The following is a 19,561-nucleotide window of genomic DNA, read 5'->3' on the forward strand; positions in this document are numbered from 1 at the left end:
TGTGAATCAGCGAAAGTAAAAAGTAAAATAACTATCATTTTTTGTTTTTTTGTGGTAAAAAGTGGGAAAAAGTGGCATAAAATAACAAAATATTAACTGTTTGATTTTATTAAGATAAAATTTATTCTTTTTGGTAAAGAGAGATGATGTTTAGTGGAGCAATCACCGTCAGCTTAGATAGTAAAGGTCGTTTAGCGATTCCTACACGCTATCGAGAAGTTATGCTAGAGGGCATGGTTTGTACTATTGGTTTGCATGATCCTTGTCTTATGCTTTACCCAATTGAAGAATGGCTTTTGATAGAGCAAAAACTTGCTAAATTATCGACCATGAATGAAATTGAACGACGTATTGTCAGATTGTTATTAGGACATGCATCGGAATGCTCAATGGATAATGCTGGAAGAATTTTAATCTCAAATACATTACGACAATATGCCCAATTAGATAAAAATATTATGTTTGTGGGACAGTCGAATAAATTTGAAATTTGGGATGAAGCAAAATGGCATCAGCAAATTGATCAAGATATCTCTATGATTGCACAAGATTTCGCTAATTTATCTGAAAATCTTAAACACTTAACGCTTTAGTAGGTACAATGAATATTGAGCTGCAAAATTATCATCATACAACAGTGCTATTAAATGAATCGATTGAGGCATTAGCGATCAAGCCTGACGGAATCTATGTTGATGGTACATTTGGACGCGGGGGGCACTCACGACTTATTCTAGAAAAATTAGGGGCTAATGGGCGGTTAATTGCGATCGATCGTGATCAACAGGCTATTATAGAATCACGTCATATTTGTGATCCACGGTTTAGCATTATTCATGGCGAATTTTCTAAAGTAGGGCATTATATTGACGAATTGGGTTTAATGGGCAAAGTTGACGGTTTTTTAATGGATTTAGGTGTCTCTTCACCACAATTAGATGATCCTGACCGCGGATTTTCATTTATGCGTGATGGGCCATTAGATATGCGAATGGATATAACTAAAGGCATTTCTGCCAGTGAATGGTTAATGCAATCTAATGCAGAAGATATAGCCTGGGTATTAAGGACATTTGGTGAAGAACGCTTTGCTAAACGGATTGCACAAGCTATCGTGATGCGAAATAAGCAAGCTCCGTTATCCCGTACTAAAGAATTGGCCACATTAATTGAACAAGTTAGTCCGATAAAGGAACGTCATAAACATCCTGCAACACGCAGTTTTCAGGCGATCCGTATCTTTATAAATAGTGAACTTGAAGAGGTAGAGATTGCTTTAAATAGTAGTCTGGAAATATTGGCTAAACATGGGCGCTTGGCTGTGATTAGTTTTCATTCTTTGGAAGATAGAATTGTTAAACAGTTTATTGCTAAGCAAAATAAAGGTCCAGATTTACCGCAAGGTTTACCGCTAACAGAAGAACAAATTAAGCAATATGGTAGTCGTTCATTAAAATCACTAGGTAAAATAAAACCCACACAGGAAGAGATTAATCACAATAATCGATCCCGAAGTGCGATATTGCGAGTTGCTGAGCGACTAAGATGATTAATACCACAGTTAAAAATCGTTTTAGTTTAGTTAAATTAATTATTGATGACATTGCCGAGTATCAAAAAATACCTCTGTTACTCTTAGTACTAGTAGTAGTATCAGCATTTACGGTATTGTTAACCACTCAGCAAAATAGGAAGCAATTATTTCAACAAGAGCAGTTAATGTTAGAACGCGATGTGTTAGAAAGTGAATGGCGGAATTTAATTATTGAAGAAAATGTGTTAGCTGATCCTAAGCGAATAGAATCTAAAGCTTATCAATTAGGAATGCAATATGTCGTACCAAGAAATGAAACGGTTATTGTGATTAAGAAAGAATAATGAAAGTTTTCAGATTAAAATCTGTTGCTAACAAGCCTTTTGAGAAATGGCGTTTTTACGTTGTATATGGCGTAATATTTTTAGCTTTGTTGGCGTTGATAATACAGTTAGCTTGGTTGCAATTAGTTGATGCGGATAAATTAATTGCTGAAGGTAATAAACGTTCTTTAAGATACCAAAACGTTTATGTACCCAGAGCTATGATACTCGATCGTAACGAACGGGCATTAGCTGTGAGTGTGCCAATGTATGATGTATGGGCTGATCCCAAAATTGTAAAACAATCCGGGGGAGTGGATCCAACCAACATTAAGTGGCAAGAATTAGCGAAAAGTGTCATAGTTCCTATATCGGAATTACAACAAAAATTAGACCAAGAAAAAGTGCGTTTTGTGCCATTAATTAAACAGATTACACCAACACAAGCTGATTATTTAAAACAACTTAAATTGAAAGGAATTAATTTTAATAAAACTTCAAAACGATTCTATCCTTTGGGTAGCAGTATCGCGCAATTAATTGGTTTAACGAATGTCGAAAATGGTATTGAAAGTGGCGCCGAAGGTATTGAAAAAAGTTACAACGATTTACTAATTGGTGAAACGGGACAGCGCGTTATTCGTCGCGATCGTTTTGGTCGAGTAATTGAAAAACTACAACATATTGATGGTGAAGTTGCTAACGATTTAGTCTTGAGTATTGATGAACGTTTACAATCACTGGTTTTTAGTGAATTAGAAAATGCAGTTAAGTTTAATAAAGCGGATAGTGGGACGGCAGTATTAATTGATATTAATACTGGTGAAGTGTTGGCAATGGCAACAAATCCTTCCTATAACCCAAATAATCGTTCACAGATTAATGCCAGTTTACTAAGAAATCGTGCTGTGACCGATGCGTTCGAACCAGGATCAACGGTTAAACCATTAATTGTAATGGCAGCATTAGAAAAAAAAATAGTTGATTTAAATACAATTATTGATACGCGACCTTTTTATGTTAATCGCTTTGAAGTAAAAGATGTATCTTATCAAAGATCGTTGAATTTGGCGGGAATTTTAGAAAAATCGAGTAATGTTGGGGTGAGTAAATTGGCATTGAAAATGAACCCGCATGAAGTGGTAGGTTTTTATTCCCGTTTTGGGTTAGGTCAACCAACTGGATTGGGTATTGGTGGTGAAACAAATGGTATGATAGCGGCAAATCGGGCAAAATGGTCTGATATTGAAAGAGCTACCTATGCATTTGGCTATGGATTAATGGTAACCCCATTACAATTAGCCAGAGCTTATGCAACGATTGGTAGTTATGGTGTCTATAAACCCGTATCCATTTTAAAAGTCACTGAACCGGTTGAAGGACAAAGAGTCGTATCCGAATCAATAGCGAAAACAGTTGTTAAATTGATGGAATCGGTAGCGATTACGGGAGGTGGTGTTAGAGCGGCAGTTCCTGATTATAGCGTGGCGGTAAAAACCGGAACAGCTAAAAAATTAGGTTCATCGGGTAAATATGTGAATGAATATATTGCCTATACTGCAGGTATTGCACCCGCATCTAAACCAAGGTATTCATTAGTTGTTATTATTGATAATCCCAAAGCGGGACAATACTATGGTGGTACAGTTTCGGCTCCAGTATTTAGCCGTATTATGAGTGGGGTTTTAAGAACGATGAATGTTGCCCCCGATCGTAAACAAGATAATAAAAACATTCGGTACTAATTTTTGATTAGATATACTAAAGTTTTTGTCATAATTTACTAACTAGATTAAATTTGGCGGAGTGGTAAATATTATTTCTGTCATTAATGACACCTTAAGGTATATTAAGTTAGTTAAGTTACTAATGTAAACGATAGCTAATTTTGAGGTATTTAACCGTTTGATTAATGTATTAACGATATAATATGAGAATTTGGTTAACTTTAAACCAAACATAGCGTGATTTATCATTTAAAGAAAATATTTAATTTAACAATGGATGATGGCTTAAGTATGGCGCATTATGATTTACAAAGATTAATTCATTATTTCAATATTGAACTACCGGTTGAGCAGGTAGGCATGATGTCATTTTATATGGCAGAGAAAATTAATCAACTTAAAATGGATAGTCGCCTGATTAAACCTAACGATATCTTCATTGCTTTACCAGGTTACACGGTTGATGGTAAGGAATTTATACCACAAGCGATAGCTGCTGGCGCCATTGCCGTACTCATTGAAACAGATGATAAACAGCAGGATAAAAAAATCGGTTTTTATACTCAACAAAATAAATACACACCATTGATTTATATTTATCAATTATCAAAATATTTGTCAGCGCTTGCCGATGATTTTTATGATCATCCTTCGGAGAAATTACGAGTTGTTGGTGTTACCGGCACAAATGGTAAAACTACTATTAGCCAATTAATAGCACAATGGGTTGAGTTATTAGGTGAAAAAACAGCTGTTTTAGGAACCCTAGGTAATGGTGTATATAATCATTTAACCCCATCAGCAAATACAACTCCATCTCCAGTGGAGATACAAGCATATTTGGCTGATTTTTATCAAAATGATGTGAAATTGGTTGCGATGGAAATTTCATCACATGGTTTAGTGCTTGATCGCGTAAAAGCGATCACTTTTGCTGCTACGGTGTTTACTAATATAAGTCGTGATCATCTCGATTTTCATCAAACCATGAAAAATTATCAACAAGCGAAGTGGTCACTTTTTTCTCCGAATGCAGAAGAAAGTGCTGTAAAAAGCCCCGGTAAACGAATTATTAATTATGATGATGTGGTTGGACAACAATGGATTTCTGTTTTAAATGATGTTGTGGTGGTTTCATCCAAACCGGAAAACTTATCGATTATTAAAACATTCGGCAAAGCTTATATTGGTGTTTCGAAAGTATCTTATCATGATAAAGGTATCACTATTGAACTAGAATCAAGTTATGGTAAAGCTCAATTATCTAGTGCATTGTTTGGAGCGTTTAATGTTTCTAATTTATTGTTGGCGTTTGCTACATTGTTAACACTTAACTATCCATTTGTAGAATTAGTCGATACTGCAGCACGTTTAGTTCCAGTTAGTGGGCGTATGGAAATTTTTACTGCCGTACATAAACCAACCGTTATTGTTGATTACGCTCATACCCCAGACGCATTAGATAAAGCACTATCAGCAACCAAAGAACATTGTCATGGTAAACTATGGGTGATTTTTGGTTGTGGTGGTGATCGCGATAAAGGTAAACGTGCTTTGATGGCTCAAGTTGCTGAGCAGTATACTAATAATATTATTGTCACTAACGATAACCCACGCACTGAAGATCAAGATGAGATTGTAGCGGATATTCTAAAAGGATTTACAAAATTAATGACATGGCAAATTATTAAAGACCGAACACAAGCTATTGCTTATGCAATTACACAATCACAAGAAAAAGATATTATTTTGGTTGCAGGAAAAGGTCATGAAGATTATCAAATCATTGGTAAGCAAAAGTATCATTACTCTGACAGAGAAACTGTATGTCGGCTTTTGGGAATATGACTATGATGAAATTAACGGTAACCCAATTGCAACAAATCGTTAATGGACAATCCATTGCCATTAGCAATGATCAAGCGTTCATCAATTCAATAACCATTGATTCGCGAAAAATATCATCTGGTGCTTTGTTCATTGCGCTAAAAGGTGAAAAATTTGATGGTCATCATTTTGTAAAACAGAGTATAGCAGAAGGAGCCTTATTAGCGCTCACTGAATATGTCATCGATGAAAATATACCACAAATCGTAGTTGAAAATACCCATCAGGCACTTGGACAAGTTGCCGCTTGGATAAGATTACAATCAAATGCAAAAGTAATTGCATTAACAGGGTCATCTGGTAAAACGTCTGTAAAGGAGATGACAGCGACTATTTTAGCGCAATGTGGTCAGACCTTATTTACACAAGGAAATCTTAATAACGACATCGGAGTACCGTTAACCTTATGTCGTTTAACCGAAAATGATAAATTTGCCGTAATTGAACTGGGCGCAAATCATATCGGTGAAATTGCTTATACTACCCAAATCGTTAAACCTCAAGCTGCCTTAATTAATAATATTGCAGCAGCACACTTAGAAGGATTTGGTTCAATAGAAGGGGTAGCGCAAGCTAAAGGGGAAATTTTTAAAGGATTAACCGAGGATGGTACGGCCATAATAAATTTAGATAGTTATTCACCAAAATGGCTTGATGCTGTAAGAAATTATGTCATCTATACTTTTTCATTGCAGAATGAAAATGCTGATTTTTATGCTAAATCAATAGTTCAGCTAGATGGTTCTACATTTGTACTTCATACGCCAAATGGCGAGATGACAATCCGTTTACCGTTAATAGGTTTGCATAATGTTTCTAATGCTGTCGCTGCTGCTGCATTGGCGATGTCTGTTGGTGCTAATTTAACACAAATTAAAGCAGGTTTAGAGCAAGTAACCGCCGTTAAAGGGCGACTTTACCCTATCGCTTTAAATGCTAAACAACTTATCTTGGATGATTCATATAATGCTAATGTGGGTTCGATGACCGCTGGTATTCATGTTTTAGCTCAACAATCGGGTTATCGTGTATTGGTCGTCGGTGATATGGCTGAATTAGGTAAAGATGCTGAAAAATGTCATCAACAGGTAGGCGAAGAAGCTAAACATGCGCAAATAGATTGTGTGGTAAGTGTCGGTAGCAATAGTGAACTTATTAGTCGGTTTAGCGGTGTTGGCCATCATTTTAAAAGTAAATCCGAAGTGTGTTCATTTTTATTGAAATTATTAAAGGAAAAGCAATATGTGACTTTATTAGTTAAAGGTTCACGTAGTGCCAAAATGGAAGAAATCATAGAAATTATTGTGAATAATCAGGAATAGATTATGTTAACGTGGGTATTTAATTATTTAGTCAAATATATCTCCTTTTTTCATGTATTCTCTTATTTAACGGTAAGAGCAATCTTTGCATTATTAACTGCTTTGATCATATCATTGTTGATGGGACAGAGAGTGATTGATTGGTTACAAAAATTACAAATTGGGCAAGTTGTGCGCAATGATGGACCAGAAAGTCATCTAAGCAAAAAAGGTACACCGACAATGGGTGGAACATTAATTGTCTCATCTATCACTATTTCGGTTTTATTATGGTCAGAATTGTCTAACCCTTACGTTTGGGTTACGTTATTTGTCTTAATTGGTTTTGCATTAGTTGGATTTGCCGATGATTATCTAAAAGTGGTACGTAAAGATCCTCGCGGATTGATAGCTCGTTGGAAATATTTCTGGCAATCTGTCATAGCGTTACTCGTCGCTTTTGGTATGTATGTATATGGTAAAGATACTGCGGTTACAGCCTTAGTTCTACCATTTTTCAAAGATGTGATGCCACAATTAGGAATGTTTTATATAGTATTTACCTATTTTGTAATTGTTGGCGCGGGTAATGCTGTCAATCTAACCGATGGTCTGGATGGTCTTGCCATTATGCCAACTGTATTTGTTGCTGGTGGTTTTGCATTAGTTTCATGGACGACCGGTAATGTAAATTTTGCTGAATATTTGCATATTCCCTATATCCGTCATAGTGGTGAGTTAATGATTGTTTGCATGGCAATTGTTGGTGCTGGATTAGGATTTCTGTGGTTCAATACGTATCCTGCTATGGTTTTCATGGGCGATGTTGGCTCGCTTGCGCTAGGCGGGGTATTAGGTATTATCGCAGTCTTATTAAGACAAGAATTTTTATTAGTTATTATGGGCGGTATTTTTGTCATTGAAACCTTATCCGTCATTTTACAAGTAGGTTCTTTTAAATTGCGAGGGAAGCGCATTTTTCGCATGGCACCAATTCACCATCATTATGAATTGAAAGGTTGGCCAGAACCACGTGTTATTGTACGGTTTTGGATAATATCATTAATGTTAGTTTTAATTGGATTAGTCACTTTAAAATTGCGGTAATGAGTAAAAGAAATCCAGTTAGGTATAAAAAGTAACACGATAGTCACAATTAGTTATTGAAAAAAATAAAAATATAACGATAACGAAGTAAAGGCAATAAAATGAGTAAATATCACGGTAAAAATGTAGTAATAATTGGACTCGGTGTCACCGGTTTGTCTTGTGTTAATTATTTTATTGCTCAAAATGTGATACCAAAAGTTATAGATACCCGGCAAAACCCAAATGGTTTAGCTGAGCTTGATCCTCGAGTTGAATATCATTTAGGTAGTTTGAATTCCAATTGGTTACTTAACGCTAATTTAATTGTTGTAAGCCCAGGAATTGCATTATCAACTCCGGAATTAGTACGAGCGCAAGCTAAAGGCATTGAAATCGTTGGTGATATTGAATTGTTTTGCCGTGAAGTTAATCAACTAAAAAATAGAAAAATTGCTGCAATAACCGGTGCAAATGGTAAAACAACGGTAACTAGTTTGGTCGGAGCAATTGTTGAAGCAGCCGGTATAAATGTTGGTGTTGGTGGGAATATTGGTCAACCAGCTTTATCATTATTGAATGAGAATTATGCTGTTTTTGTTCTAGAATTATCAAGCTTTCAGTTAGAAACAACCTCCAGCTTACAAGCCACTGTAGCAACGATTTTAAATATTTCTGAAGACCATATGGATCGCTATCCAGAAGGAATCATGCAATATACCGCAGCTAAACAACGCATCTATCGGCTTGCGGACAATTGTATAGTTAATCATGACGATAAATTAACTTACCCAACTAATGAGCCAAAGGATGCGAACTGTATTGAATTTGGTTTGCATAATGGTAGATATCATTTAGATCCCACATTGCGGTATTTAATGGTTGATAATCAAAAAGTACTTGATACGATGAATATGCAATTAATTGGTGTTCATAATTACCTTAATGCATTAGCCGCACTTGCCATCGCTGATTGTTTGGATATCGATAGAGCAAATAGTCTACCTGCGATTGCTAACTTTAAAGGTCTGGCGCATCGTTTTGAATTGGCATTTAAAAACCGCGGTGTAATATGGATAAATGATTCAAAAGCGACCAATGTCGGTAGTACAGTAGCAGCATTAACGAGTGTGGTATGTAGCGGTACATTATATTTGTTACTGGGTGGTGATGGTAAAGCAGCAGATTTTACCCCACTTTTACCCCATTTAATTAGGCCCCAAATCAGGATTTTTTGCTTTGGTCGTGATAAAGTTTTATTGGCAAAATTGAGACCTGAAGTGACAACCGTTGTAGATACGATGGCTGACGCAATCATTGAGATAGCAAAGCTTGTTAAAGCTAATGATGTAGTGCTACTTTCGCCAGCTTGTGCTAGTTTGGATCAATTTAAGAATTATATTGAGCGTGGTCAAGTATTTACTAGTTTAGCCCAGGAGCATGGTTAAATGCGATTATTTCATGTTCGGCAATATGTTGATGCACAAAATATTCTTTATGATCGTTCATTGTTATGGACCATCATTGGTTTAATCATATTTGGTGTCATTATGGTAACGTCAGCTTCAATGTCAATCAGTGAGGCAAACCCGTTATTTTATACGCAGCGTGAGTTTATTCAGTTGGGTATTGCATTAAGTATTATGCTCTTAGTGCTATATATTCCTATTTTACGCTGGCAACAAGCAAGTATTGCGCTACTATTAATTACTATTGGAATGTTAGTTGTTGTTCTGTTTGTTGGGTCTTCAATAAAAGGTGCGTCGCGATGGATACCATTAGGTATATTTAATTTTCAACCTGCTGAACTGTCTAAATTAGCATTATTTTGTTATTTGGCTAGCTATCTGTCACGCAAAACCAGTGAAGTTCAAAGTAGTTTTTGGGGATTTTTTAAACCGATGACCGTCATGTCAGTTTTGTCGGTTCTTTTATTAAAACAACCAGATTTGGGGACGGTAATCGTATTGTTTTTTGTTACATTAGGTATTTTATTTATCGCTGGAGCTCGAGTTTGGCAGTTTATTGCTATACTGGCTAATGGAATTTTTTCAATGATATTATTGATTCTATTTGAGCCATATCGAATGAAACGTTTTACTACCTTTCTTGATCCATGGAAAGATTCATCAGGTTCAGGTTATCAATTAACTAATTCCTTAATGTCAATGGGGTATGGTGGATTTTGGGGCAAGGGCTTAGGTAATTCGGTACAGAAATTGGGTTATTTACCTGAAGCTCATACTGATTTCATTTTTGCAATTTTAGCCGAAGAGTTAGGTTTTATTGGTGTGGTGTGTATTTTAGCTTTGTTATTTTTCTTAACCTTTAAATCACTCTCTATAGGTTATCGGGCTTTAAGCGTTAATTCACTTTTTTCTGGTTATTTAGCATGCCAAATTGGCATTTGGTTTGGTTTTCAAACTTTTGTGAATGTTGGGGTTACTTCAGGGATGTTGCCAACCAAAGGTTTAACATTACCGTTTATTAGTTACGGTGGTTCGAGTTTAATTATTATGTGTTTGGCAGTAGCAATATTATTACGCATTGATTTTGAGTTTCGTCAAGAAGGCATCCAAGCACGAGTTAGGGCGGTAAAATGACAAAAAAATTATTAGTAATGGCAGGTGGAACAGGAGGTCACGTATTTCCTGGATTAGCTGTTGCACAACAACTCATTAAAGAAGGTTGGCAAGTAAGATGGTTAGGCACAGCTGATCGCATGGAAGCACAGTTAGTTCCACAATATGGTATCGAAATTGATTTTATTAAAATAACAGGTATTCGAGGTAAAGGGATTCTAGCAAAATTATTGGCACCAGTCCGGATATTGAAAGCTGTAATACAAGCACGACGAATTATTAAAGCTTATCAACCTGACGTCGTGTTAGGTATGGGAGGGTATGTATCAGGTCCCGGTGGATTAGCCGCTAAGATTTGTGGTGTTCCCATTGTATTGCATGAACAAAATGGTGTTGCTGGTTTAACAAACAAATGGTTAGCAAAGTTTGCTACTACGGTTTTGCAAGCTTTCCCTTCAGCGTTCAAAGATGCCAAAGTAGTAGGGAATCCAGTGCGTGAAGATGTGTTAGCATTAGCTGAACCAAATCTACGTTTAGCTGAACATACCGGACCGATTAGAATATTGGTTATGGGGGGAAGTCAAGGGGCAAAAATATTAAATGATATCGTGCCAAAAGCATTTAAACAGCTAGCAAAAAATTATATTATTTGCCATCAAACTGGAAAAGGAGCTAAAGATGCAGTGTTATCTGCTTATGATGGTATAAACTTGACAGAAAATCGTGTTATTGAATTCATCAATGATGTTGCTGAAGCTTATAATTGGGCTGATATTGTTATTTGTCGCAGTGGGGCTTTAACAGTAAGCGAAATCGAAGCAGTTGGTTTGGGAGCGATCTTTGTGCCATTTATGCATAAAGATCGTCAGCAGTATTGGAATGCAAAACCATTACAAGATGTCGGCGCAGCAGTGATAATTGAACAAAGGGATTTTTCCGTTGAAAATTTGCTTGAAGTATTAACAACACTTGATCATAAAAAATTATTGGAAATGGCAACAAAAGCACGTTCTTTAGCAATAACTGATTCTTCAGAACAAGTGGCTCAAGCAATTAAAGCGTGTGTTGCGTAAAGCAAATTACGTAACATATAGGGAAATGATATTACATTATTGATAACTTTATTAAATGAACGAATTAAACATGAATATTAATGCAACACAATTAGCTCAATTGAGAATGATGATCCCTGAAATGAAACGTGTCAAACATATTCATTTTGTTGGTATTGGTGGGGCCGGTATGGGGGGAATTGCTGAAGTATTAGCTAATGAAGGTTATTACATCAGCGGTTCAGATATCGCAGAAAATCAAGTGACACAACATTTAGCCAGCTTAGGCGCGCAAATTATTATTGGTCATGATGCGAAAAATATTTTGGGAGCTAGCGTGGTGGTGATCTCTTCAGCTATTTCTTCGGATAATGTTGAAGTTATTGCTGCGATTGAAGCAAGAATTCCTGTTATTCAACGCGCACAAATGTTAGCGGAATTGATGCGTTTCCGTTATGGTATTGCAATTGCCGGAACTCATGGCAAAACTACAACTACTGCGATGGTAACAGCAATATATGCAGAAGCAAAATTGGATCCAACTTTCGTTAATGGTGGCTTAGTTAAAGCGGCAGGTACTCATGCACGCTTAGGTAATAGTCGCTATTTTATTGCTGAAGCAGATGAAAGCGATGCGTCTTTTTTACATTTACAACCTATGGTCTCGATTGTTACTAATATTGAAGCGGATCATATGGATACTTATAAAGGAAATATCGATAATTTAAAAAATACATTTATTTCTTTTTTACGTAATTTGCCCTTTTATGGTTTAGCGATTATGTGTTATGACGATCCAATCAATCGTGAACTGTTACCGATTGTTGGTCGAAAAATTATTACTTATGGCTTTGATAATAATGCAGATGTTGTTATTAAAGATTATCGACAAGAATTAAATCGTAGTTTTTTTACGGTATGTCGTCGAGGATTACCAGAATTAATTGTAGATCTTAATGCGCCAGGAAAACATAATGCGCTTAATGCAACAGCTGCGATTATTGCTGCTACTGAGGATAGCATTGATGATCAGGCAATATTAACGGCATTAGCGAATTTTGGTGGTACAAACCGTCGTTTTGATTTCTTGGGTAACTTTGCGCATCCAGCTGGTGGAGAAGTGATGATGGTGGATGATTATGGTCATCATCCAAGTGAAGTTAATGCCACCATTCAGGCTGCAAGAAATGGTTGGAGTGATAAACGATTAGTGATGCTATTTCAACCGCACCGCTATACACGAACTCGTGATCTCTTCGATGATTTCGCCAATGTTTTATCACAAGTGGATATATTGATTATGTTGGATGTCTATCCAGCCGGTGAAAAACCGATAGCGGGTGCAGATAGTCGGGCGCTATGTCGAACGATTCGTAATCGAGGTAAAATTGATCCAATTTATGTTTCCGATTTACAAATGTTACCAGAAGTAATGGCATCGATTTTAAAAGGTGGCGATCTATTATTAACTCAAGGTGCAGGAAGTGTTGGTAAAATTGCACGCAATTTATCAGCTACTGGTTTATTTTCAGAACAATCTTATTTAGAGGGTAACAAATAATGGCGGAGAAAGTCGCAGTATTATTTGGTGGAACTTCTGCTGAACGTGAAGTTTCTTTAAAATCTGGCCAAGCTGTTTTAAAAGCGCTATTAGCAAAAGGTGTTAATGCTTATGGTATTGACACTCAAGATTATTCAATTATGCAATTAAAGGACGATGGTTTTACCAAAGCTTTTATTGCGCTACATGGACGTGGTGGAGAAGATGGTATAACACAGGCTATTTTGACATATCAAAATATTCCTTATACAGGTAGTGATGTTTTATCTTCTGCTTTAACGATGGATAAGTTAAAAACTAAACAGGTATGGCAATCATCAAATCTTCCTATAGCTGATTATGTGATGATTGAGAAAGATCAACCTTATGATGTTCAAAAAATTGTTGATCAATTAGGTTTACCATTATTTGTAAAGCCAAGTCATGAAGGCTCAAGCGTGGGCATGAGCCGAGTGAATGCCCCACAAGAATTGAAGCAAGCACTAAACCAAGCCTTTCAATATGATAATGCAGTGATGGTAGAATCATTTTTATCCGGTGCTGAATATACTGTTGCTATTGTTGGTGAGGAAGTTCTGCCATCAATCCGAATCAAACCAAGCGCAACATTTTATGACTATAATGCAAAATATTTATCGGATGAAACACAGTATTTTTGCCCAAGTGGGCTTGATTTTGAACAGGAACAAGCGCTACGGTCATTAGCTTTGCGAGCCTATCAAGCGGTTGGATGTCGCGGTTGGGGACGTGTTGATGTGATGTTTAATGACGAAGGTAAACCACATTTACTTGAAGTGAATACGGCACCAGGTATGACTAATCATAGTTTAGTGCCGATGGCAGCTAAACAATATGGTTGGTCATTTGATGATTTAGTTTATCAAATTTTATTATTAGCAAAAATTTAACTCAATTTTTTTGCTTAAACTTTTTTAAAATACATATTCAAGATATTATAAGTATATAAAAATATTGAATTTTTTATGAATTATCGTCATATTAAGACGATGACTGTAATGACTTAGTGATGAATACGATTTTGACAGATTTTTAGTTATAAATGGCATTATTTTTGTTATTACAAACATACTAAAGAACCTTTGGTACATTACATATAAAGATATTTTGATATGAAGAAACCACAGCAAGCAGCACAAAGAAAAGATATCAGGAAAAAAAAGGTGTTTATGTTTGCTGATTTTGAGCAATTTTTAGGTTTTATTTTCTTTGTTATAGTGATCGTAACTTGTAGTTGGAGTGTAATAACTGTCAAGAGTTGGATTGATGATCCTGAACGAGTTATTTTATCTCAGTTGATCTTAACGGGTGATAAACGATTTACTACGGAACAAGATGTACGTAAGGCTATCATGGATTTAGGATTACCTAATACCTATATTGGTCAAGATGTTGATAGTATCCAACAAGAAATTTTACGTTTACCATGGATAAAACAAGTAAGTGTTCGTAAGCAGTGGCCAGATCGTTTAATTGTGAATATTGTTGAGTTTAAACCTAAATTCTATTGGAACGAGGTCTTTTTATTAGATGATGATGGTAATTTATTTAATGTACCTGACGAACAAATACAAGAAAATTTACCGAGATTGTTTGGACCGATCGGTAAAGAAAAGATAATTTTAGATAATTATAGACAATTAGAAGCAATCGCTAATCAATTATCTAAAAGAGATTATCAAATTTATATTGATATAGCTTTAGCAGATGAGCGTAATGCATGGCAATTATTGTTAAAACCATGTTTTAAGGGTGTTTGTGCAAATAATAAAGATATTAAAGTAACATTAGGAAGAGAGTATATTGGGGATAGATTTAAACGATTTGTCCGTTTTTTCAAAAATATTCAAGCTGATCTTCCTAGAAATGAACGAATCAGTGAAGTCGATTTACGCTATGACAATGGCATTGCTGTTAAAAGACAGAAAATTGAATCATAATTAGGATATGCTAAGTATGAAAGCAACAGATAAAAAGTTAGTAGTTGGACTGGAAGTTGGGACATCGAAAGTGCTTGCCCTTGTTGGTGAAGTCTTACCGGATGGTATTGTTAATATTATCGGCGTAGGTCATTGTCCTTCAAAAGGGGTAGACAAAGGTGGCGTTAATGATCTTGAATCAGTTGTCAAATCAATACAAAGAGCGGTTGATCAAGCAGAACTAATGGCTGATTGTCAAATTTCTTCCGTTTATCTTGCATTATCAGGTAAGCATATCCGTTGTCAAAATGAAATTGGTATGGTGCCAATAGCTGAAGGTGAAGTCAGTAGCGATGACGTGGAAAATGTGGTTCATACAGCAAAGTCAGTACGCATTTTAGATGAGCATCGAATTTTGCATGTGATTGCACAGGAATATTCTATTGATTTACAAGAAGGTATTAAAAATCCGATCGGTTTATCTGGGGTAAGAATCAAATCTAAAGTTCATTTAATTACTTGTCATAATGACATGGCAAAGAACATTGTTAAAGCAGTTGAACGCTGTGGACTGAAAGTAGATCAGTTGATTTTTTCTGGTTTAGCTTCGAGTGATGCGGTTTTAACAGATGATGAAAAAGAGTTAGGGGCATGTGTGATTGATATGGGAAGTGGTACCATGGACATTACCGTATATACTGGTGGAGCATTAAGACATTCGGTTGTAATACCGTATGCCGGTAATGTGGTAACCAGCGATATTGCTTACGCATTTGGTACACCACCAATGGATGCAGAAAATATTAAAATTAAATATGGTTGTGCAATAGGTGCATTAGTCGGTAAAGATGAGGTCATTGATGTGCCAAGTGTAGGTGGTAGACCTTCCCGAACATTACAGCGTAAAACCTTAGCAGATGTTATCGAACCCCGTTATATCGAATTATTATCATTAGTGCAAAAAGAGTTAACAGTATTACAAGAAAATTTAAAACAACAAAATGTTAAACATCAGTTAGCCGCAGGTATAATATTAACCGGTGGGGCTGCACAAATTAAAGGAATTGTTGAATGTGCAGAGAAAGTATTTCAAAACCAAGTGAGAATTGGGTATCCGTTAAATATTTCTGGTTTAACGGATTATGTGCAAAAACCTTATTGTTCAACGACTGTTGGGCTTTTACACTATGGAAAACAAAGTTTATTAAATGATGATAGCGATATTAGAAATCGGTCATCACTTAAAGTACTAGCTAAACGTTTAACGGGTTGGTTTAAGAAGGAATTTTAGCTAGGTTTTTTTTTATCATATTAATTCATTCTTTGCGTGACTTTACTTACGCTTAACTGTAATATATCCGCAGAGCGATTTTTATACGCGCAGAGTACGTAAATTTGGAGAGTAATTATGTTTGAACCTATGGTTGCATCAAATGAGCCAGTTATTAAAGTTATCGGTGTTGGCGGTGGCGGTGGTAATGCCGTTGAACACATGGTTACGGAACATATTGAAGGTGTAGAGTTTTTTGCAGCTAACACGGACGCACAAGCTTTGAGAAGAATCAAAGTGGGTCAAACAATTCAAATTGGTAGCAATATCACTAAAGGTTTGGGCGCAGGTGCAAATCCCGAAGTTGGCAGAACTTCAGCTGAAGAAGATCGCGATGTCATCCGCAGTGCATTAGAAGGTGCAGATATGGTTTTTATCGCTGCAGGTATGGGTGGCGGAACAGGAACAGGGGCAGCACCTGTAGTGGCTGAAATCGCTAAAGAATTAGGTATTTTGACGGTTGCTGTTGTAACAAAACCATTCGGTTTTGAAGGTAAAAAACGTATGGCTTTTGCTGAGCAAGGTATTGCTGAGCTTGCTAAACATGTTGACTCTCTAATTACAATTCCTAATGATAAATTATTAAAAGTGTTAGGTCGTGGTGTTACACTTTTAAATGCGTTTTCTGCGGCTAATGGTGTATTAATGGGGGCAGTGCAAGGCATTGCTGAGTTAATCACTAAACCAGGTATTATTAATGTTGACTTTGCTGATGTTAGAACGGTTATGTCAGAGATGGGCTATGCCATGATGGGTTCGGGTAAAGCATCGGGTGACAATCGCGCTGAAGAAGCAGCGGAAATGGCCATATCTAGCCCATTATTAGAAGATATTGATTTATCAGGTGCCCGAGGCGTATTAGTCAATGTTACCGCCGGTTTTGATTTAAGTTTGGAAGAGTTTGATACGGTAGGACGTACTGTTCAAGCATTTGCTTCAGATAATGCTACCGTTGTAGTCGGTTCAACAATTGACCCTGAAATGAGTGAAGAAATTCGTGTTACAGTGGTTGCTACTGGTATCGGTATGGACAAACGTCCAGAAGTCAAAATAGTGCAGACAATTCCACAAAGACCGATTTATCATCAGGCTGCGCCGGCGACTCCGCTTCCACAAGAAGCAAAACAAGCACAAGTTGTAAATGATCAAACTAATGCCGCGGTAAGTAAAGAAGATTATCTAGATATTCCGGCATTTTTGCGTAAGCAAGCGGATTAATGGGAACTTTTTGAATAAAGTTATTGTCGAATAGTTAAGAGCGTTATTATAGCGAAACAATAGGTGCAAAGTGAAACAAAGAACATTAAAAAGCAAAATTCAAACGACCGGTGTTGGCTTACATACAGGTAAGAAAGTGACACTGACGTTACGCCCTGCGCCGGATAATACAGGAATTATTTATCGTCGAACTGATTTAAATCCAGCCGTTGATTTTCCGGTAGATGCCAAATCAGTGCGTGATACAATGTTGTGTACATGTCTCGTTAATGAAAATAATGTTCGTATTTCGACTGTAGAGCACATTAATGCTGCTTTAGCTGGTCTTGGTATTGATAATTTAATTATAGAAGTTGATGCACCCGAGATTCCAATTATGGATGGCAGTGCTAGCCCATTTATCTACTTATTATTGGATGCTGGTATTGAAGAGCAATCTGCGCCTAAGAAGTTTTTACGTGTTAAAGAGATGGTTCGTGTTGAAAATGGTGATAAATGGGCAGAAATTAGACCATATAGTGGTTTTAAATTAGATTTCACTATTGATTTTAATCATCCGGCAATTGATAGTAGTTCTCAGCGTTATCAGATTGATTTTTCTTCAGAATCATTTATCCGCCAGATTAGTCGTGCCAGAACATTTGGTTTTATGCGTGACATTGAGATGTTACAATCGAAAGGTCTTTGCTTGGGCGGTAGCCTTGATTGTGCGATAGTGGTAGACGATTATCGCGTACTAAATGAAGATGGTTTACGATTTGAAGATGAATTTGTAAGACATAAAATGCTTGATACCATTGGTGATTTATATATGTGTGGTCATAATATGTTGGCTCAAGTGATATGTTATAAATCGGGTCATGCATTAAATAATCAGTTATTACAAGCTTTATTAGCTAAGCAAGAAGCATGGGAAATGGTGACATTTGATGATGTTCAATCTGTACCAGTTGCATTAACAACACAATCGTTAGTGTTAGCTTAATTTTGCTTCTTTTTTCTGATAAAACGCTTTCATGTAATAAAATGGAAGCGTTTTTTTATTTATTAAATAAAAGTGAAAACCATGACAGTAAATCAAAGCCACTTTTTTGCACATCTTTCGCGATTAAAACTGATTAATCGTTGGCCATTAATGCGGAACGTTCGAACAGAAAACGTATCTGAACATAGTCTACAAGTCGCATTTGTTGCACACGCACTAGCAATTATTAAAAATCGTAAATTTAACGGTAACGTCAATCCAGAACGTATTGCATTAATAGCAATGTATCATGATAGTTCAGAAGTATTGACTGGCGATATGCCTACACCTACTAAGTATTATAATCCACAAATAACGGTTGAATATAAAAAGATTGAAAAAATTGCTCAAAATAAATTAATTGCTATGTTACCTGAAGAATTACAAGATGATTTTCGCCCATTAATTAATGATGATTATTATTCAGAGCAAGAAAAGCATATCGTTAAACAAGCTGATGCATTGTGCGCTTATCTAAAAACAATAGAAGAATTAAGTGCTGGCAATAATGAATTCAAATTAGCGGAACAACGGTTAAAGAAGACATTATCTGAGCGAAGTAGTCCCGAAATGGAATATTTTATGCAAATATTTGTCCCAAGTTTCAATTTATCACTTGATGAAATTACCTCAGAGTAATCAATTTCGATGATTTAGATTTATGATAAAATTGATTTTTAATTAAAAAAATTAAAATATATCAAATAGTTGTTGAATTTTTGCTTTCTTAGATGTATAAAGTTAATGAATATTAAATAATATTCAACCACTTAATTAAATCTTAACTAAGGATTTTAAAATGGCTAAAACTCCAGCAACTAAAGATGCAGCAAAAGCACCAGCAAAAGCTCCAGCAAAAGCACCAGCTAAAAAGAAATAATTTTTAGTATGATTAATAATTAAAAGGGCAGTATGCCCTTTTTTTATATTTTTAATATTTATTGAAGATTTTTTGTTGTCGGTAATCACGAGCTAAAAATACTAAGCATAACCAAGTAA

Annotated in this window: 18 protein-coding genes; 17 read left to right on the forward strand and 1 reads right to left on the reverse strand. The window is 36.0% G+C overall.

The genetic code is table 11. The features are described from left to right. Positions 1-146: 146 nt before the first annotated feature. From mraZ to yfbR, 17 genes are all read left to right on the forward strand, one after another. Positions 147-593, forward strand: a complete 447-nt coding sequence (gene mraZ / locus JMI89_RS05980; protein WP_370633725.1) for a division/cell wall cluster transcriptional repressor MraZ — start codon at positions 147-149, stop codon at positions 591-593. 20 nt (positions 594-613) lie between these two features. Further along, positions 614-1,549, forward strand: a complete 936-nt coding sequence (gene rsmH / locus JMI89_RS05985; RefSeq protein ID WP_370633726.1) for a 16S rRNA (cytosine(1402)-N(4))-methyltransferase RsmH — start codon at positions 614-616, stop codon at positions 1,547-1,549. Continuing rightward, positions 1,546-1,878, forward strand: a complete 333-nt coding sequence (ftsL, locus tag JMI89_RS05990; RefSeq protein ID WP_187754635.1) for a cell division protein FtsL — start codon at positions 1,546-1,548, stop codon at positions 1,876-1,878. Before rsmH ends, ftsL begins: the two co-directional genes overlap by 4 nt. Beyond that, positions 1,878-3,602 carry a peptidoglycan glycosyltransferase FtsI gene (ftsI, locus tag JMI89_RS05995; RefSeq protein ID WP_187754636.1) on the forward strand — a complete coding sequence of 575 codons (1,725 nt, stop codon included), beginning with the start codon at positions 1,878-1,880 and terminating at the stop codon, positions 3,600-3,602. The genes ftsL and ftsI overlap by 1 nt, the downstream gene beginning before the upstream one ends. A 273-nt stretch (positions 3,603-3,875) precedes the next feature. After that, on the forward strand, positions 3,876-5,432 hold the full coding sequence (murE, locus tag JMI89_RS06000) for a UDP-N-acetylmuramoyl-L-alanyl-D-glutamate--2,6-diaminopimelate ligase (protein WP_187754637.1): 1,557 nt from the start codon (positions 3,876-3,878) through the stop codon (positions 5,430-5,432). A gap of 2 nt (positions 5,433-5,434) precedes the next feature. After that, positions 5,435-6,793 carry a UDP-N-acetylmuramoyl-tripeptide--D-alanyl-D-alanine ligase gene (murF, locus tag JMI89_RS06005; protein ID WP_220679563.1) on the forward strand — a complete coding sequence of 453 codons (1,359 nt, stop codon included), beginning with the start codon at positions 5,435-5,437 and terminating at the stop codon, positions 6,791-6,793. Positions 6,794-6,796: 3 nt separating this feature from the next. After that, positions 6,797-7,879, forward strand: a complete 1,083-nt coding sequence (gene mraY / locus JMI89_RS06010; RefSeq protein ID WP_187754639.1) for a phospho-N-acetylmuramoyl-pentapeptide-transferase — start codon at positions 6,797-6,799, stop codon at positions 7,877-7,879. Between the two features lie 101 nt (positions 7,880-7,980). After that, complete coding sequence (gene murD / locus JMI89_RS06015) at positions 7,981-9,306, forward strand: UDP-N-acetylmuramoyl-L-alanine--D-glutamate ligase (protein WP_220679564.1); 1,326 nt, start codon at positions 7,981-7,983, stop codon at positions 9,304-9,306. Beyond that, complete coding sequence (gene ftsW, locus JMI89_RS06020; RefSeq protein WP_187754641.1) at positions 9,307-10,461, forward strand: cell division protein FtsW; 1,155 nt, start codon at positions 9,307-9,309, stop codon at positions 10,459-10,461. It abuts the gene before it with no gap. Further along, the gene (gene murG, locus JMI89_RS06025; RefSeq protein ID WP_220679565.1) at positions 10,458-11,513 is read left to right on the forward strand and encodes an undecaprenyldiphospho-muramoylpentapeptide beta-N-acetylglucosaminyltransferase; all 1,056 of its coding nucleotides are present in this window, start codon (positions 10,458-10,460) and stop codon (positions 11,511-11,513) included. The genes ftsW and murG overlap by 4 nt, the downstream gene beginning before the upstream one ends. Positions 11,514-11,589: 76 nt before the next feature. Beyond that, positions 11,590-13,053, forward strand: coding sequence for a UDP-N-acetylmuramate--L-alanine ligase (murC, locus tag JMI89_RS06030; RefSeq protein ID WP_187754837.1), 1,464 nt, complete (start codon positions 11,590-11,592; stop codon positions 13,051-13,053). Then, positions 13,053-13,961 carry a D-alanine--D-alanine ligase gene (locus JMI89_RS06035; RefSeq protein ID WP_187754643.1) on the forward strand — a complete coding sequence of 303 codons (909 nt, stop codon included), beginning with the start codon at positions 13,053-13,055 and terminating at the stop codon, positions 13,959-13,961. Before murC ends, JMI89_RS06035 begins: the two co-directional genes overlap by 1 nt. Before the next feature lie 222 nt (positions 13,962-14,183). Next, a complete protein-coding gene (locus JMI89_RS06040) occupies positions 14,184-15,011 on the forward strand; it encodes an FtsQ-type POTRA domain-containing protein (RefSeq protein WP_187754644.1) in 828 nt (275 codons plus the stop codon). Between the two features lie 16 nt (positions 15,012-15,027). Further along, positions 15,028-16,281 (forward strand): cell division protein FtsA, encoded by a 1,254-nt coding sequence (ftsA, locus tag JMI89_RS06045; protein ID WP_187754645.1) that lies wholly within the window; start codon positions 15,028-15,030, stop codon positions 16,279-16,281. A gap of 117 nt (positions 16,282-16,398) precedes the next feature. After that, the gene (ftsZ, locus tag JMI89_RS06050; RefSeq protein ID WP_187754646.1) at positions 16,399-17,538 is read left to right on the forward strand and encodes a cell division protein FtsZ; all 1,140 of its coding nucleotides are present in this window, start codon (positions 16,399-16,401) and stop codon (positions 17,536-17,538) included. Positions 17,539-17,608: 70 nt separating this feature from the next. After that, positions 17,609-18,523, forward strand: coding sequence for a UDP-3-O-acyl-N-acetylglucosamine deacetylase (gene lpxC / locus JMI89_RS06055; protein ID WP_187754647.1), 915 nt, complete (start codon positions 17,609-17,611; stop codon positions 18,521-18,523). An 81-nt stretch (positions 18,524-18,604) separates the two neighbouring features. Then, the gene (gene yfbR / locus JMI89_RS06060) at positions 18,605-19,201 is read left to right on the forward strand and encodes a 5'-deoxynucleotidase (RefSeq protein WP_187754648.1); all 597 of its coding nucleotides are present in this window, start codon (positions 18,605-18,607) and stop codon (positions 19,199-19,201) included. A 135-nt stretch (positions 19,202-19,336) separates the two neighbouring features. Here yfbR and JMI89_RS06065 read toward each other — a convergent pair whose 3' ends face one another. After that, complete coding sequence (locus JMI89_RS06065; RefSeq protein WP_187754649.1) at positions 19,337-19,531, reverse strand: hypothetical protein; 195 nt, start codon at positions 19,529-19,531, stop codon at positions 19,337-19,339. Positions 19,532-19,561: the final 30 nt, after the last annotated feature.

This window comes from Frischella sp. Ac48 (assembly GCF_019641635.1).
Classification (GTDB): Bacteria; Pseudomonadota; Gammaproteobacteria; order Enterobacterales; family Orbaceae; genus Frischella; species Frischella japonica.

What these genes read in the sequence shown, in the direction of transcription:
- murF (WP_220679563.1), top strand. Translation starts at nt 5,435, where the DNA reads ATGATGAAATTAACGGTAACCCAATTGCAACAAATCGTTAATGGACAA.
- ftsI (WP_187754636.1), top strand. Translation starts at nt 1,878, where the DNA reads ATGAAAGTTTTCAGATTAAAATCTGTTGCTAACAAGCCTTTTGAGAAA.
- ftsL (WP_187754635.1), top strand. Translation starts at nt 1,546, where the DNA reads ATGATTAATACCACAGTTAAAAATCGTTTTAGTTTAGTTAAATTAATT.
- JMI89_RS06035 (WP_187754643.1), top strand. Translation starts at nt 13,053, where the DNA reads ATGGCGGAGAAAGTCGCAGTATTATTTGGTGGAACTTCTGCTGAACGT.
- murG (WP_220679565.1), top strand. Translation starts at nt 10,458, where the DNA reads ATGACAAAAAAATTATTAGTAATGGCAGGTGGAACAGGAGGTCACGTA.
- JMI89_RS06040 (WP_187754644.1), top strand. Translation starts at nt 14,184, where the DNA reads ATGAAGAAACCACAGCAAGCAGCACAAAGAAAAGATATCAGGAAAAAA.
- mraZ (WP_370633725.1), top strand. Translation starts at nt 147, where the DNA reads ATGTTTAGTGGAGCAATCACCGTCAGCTTAGATAGTAAAGGTCGTTTA.
- mraY (WP_187754639.1), top strand. Translation starts at nt 6,797, where the DNA reads ATGTTAACGTGGGTATTTAATTATTTAGTCAAATATATCTCCTTTTTT.
- murE (WP_187754637.1), top strand. Translation starts at nt 3,876, where the DNA reads ATGGCGCATTATGATTTACAAAGATTAATTCATTATTTCAATATTGAA.
- murD (WP_220679564.1), top strand. Translation starts at nt 7,981, where the DNA reads ATGAGTAAATATCACGGTAAAAATGTAGTAATAATTGGACTCGGTGTC.
- ftsW (WP_187754641.1), top strand. Translation starts at nt 9,307, where the DNA reads ATGCGATTATTTCATGTTCGGCAATATGTTGATGCACAAAATATTCTT.
- yfbR (WP_187754648.1), top strand. Translation starts at nt 18,605, where the DNA reads ATGACAGTAAATCAAAGCCACTTTTTTGCACATCTTTCGCGATTAAAA.
- ftsZ (WP_187754646.1), top strand. Translation starts at nt 16,399, where the DNA reads ATGTTTGAACCTATGGTTGCATCAAATGAGCCAGTTATTAAAGTTATC.
- ftsA (WP_187754645.1), top strand. Translation starts at nt 15,028, where the DNA reads ATGAAAGCAACAGATAAAAAGTTAGTAGTTGGACTGGAAGTTGGGACA.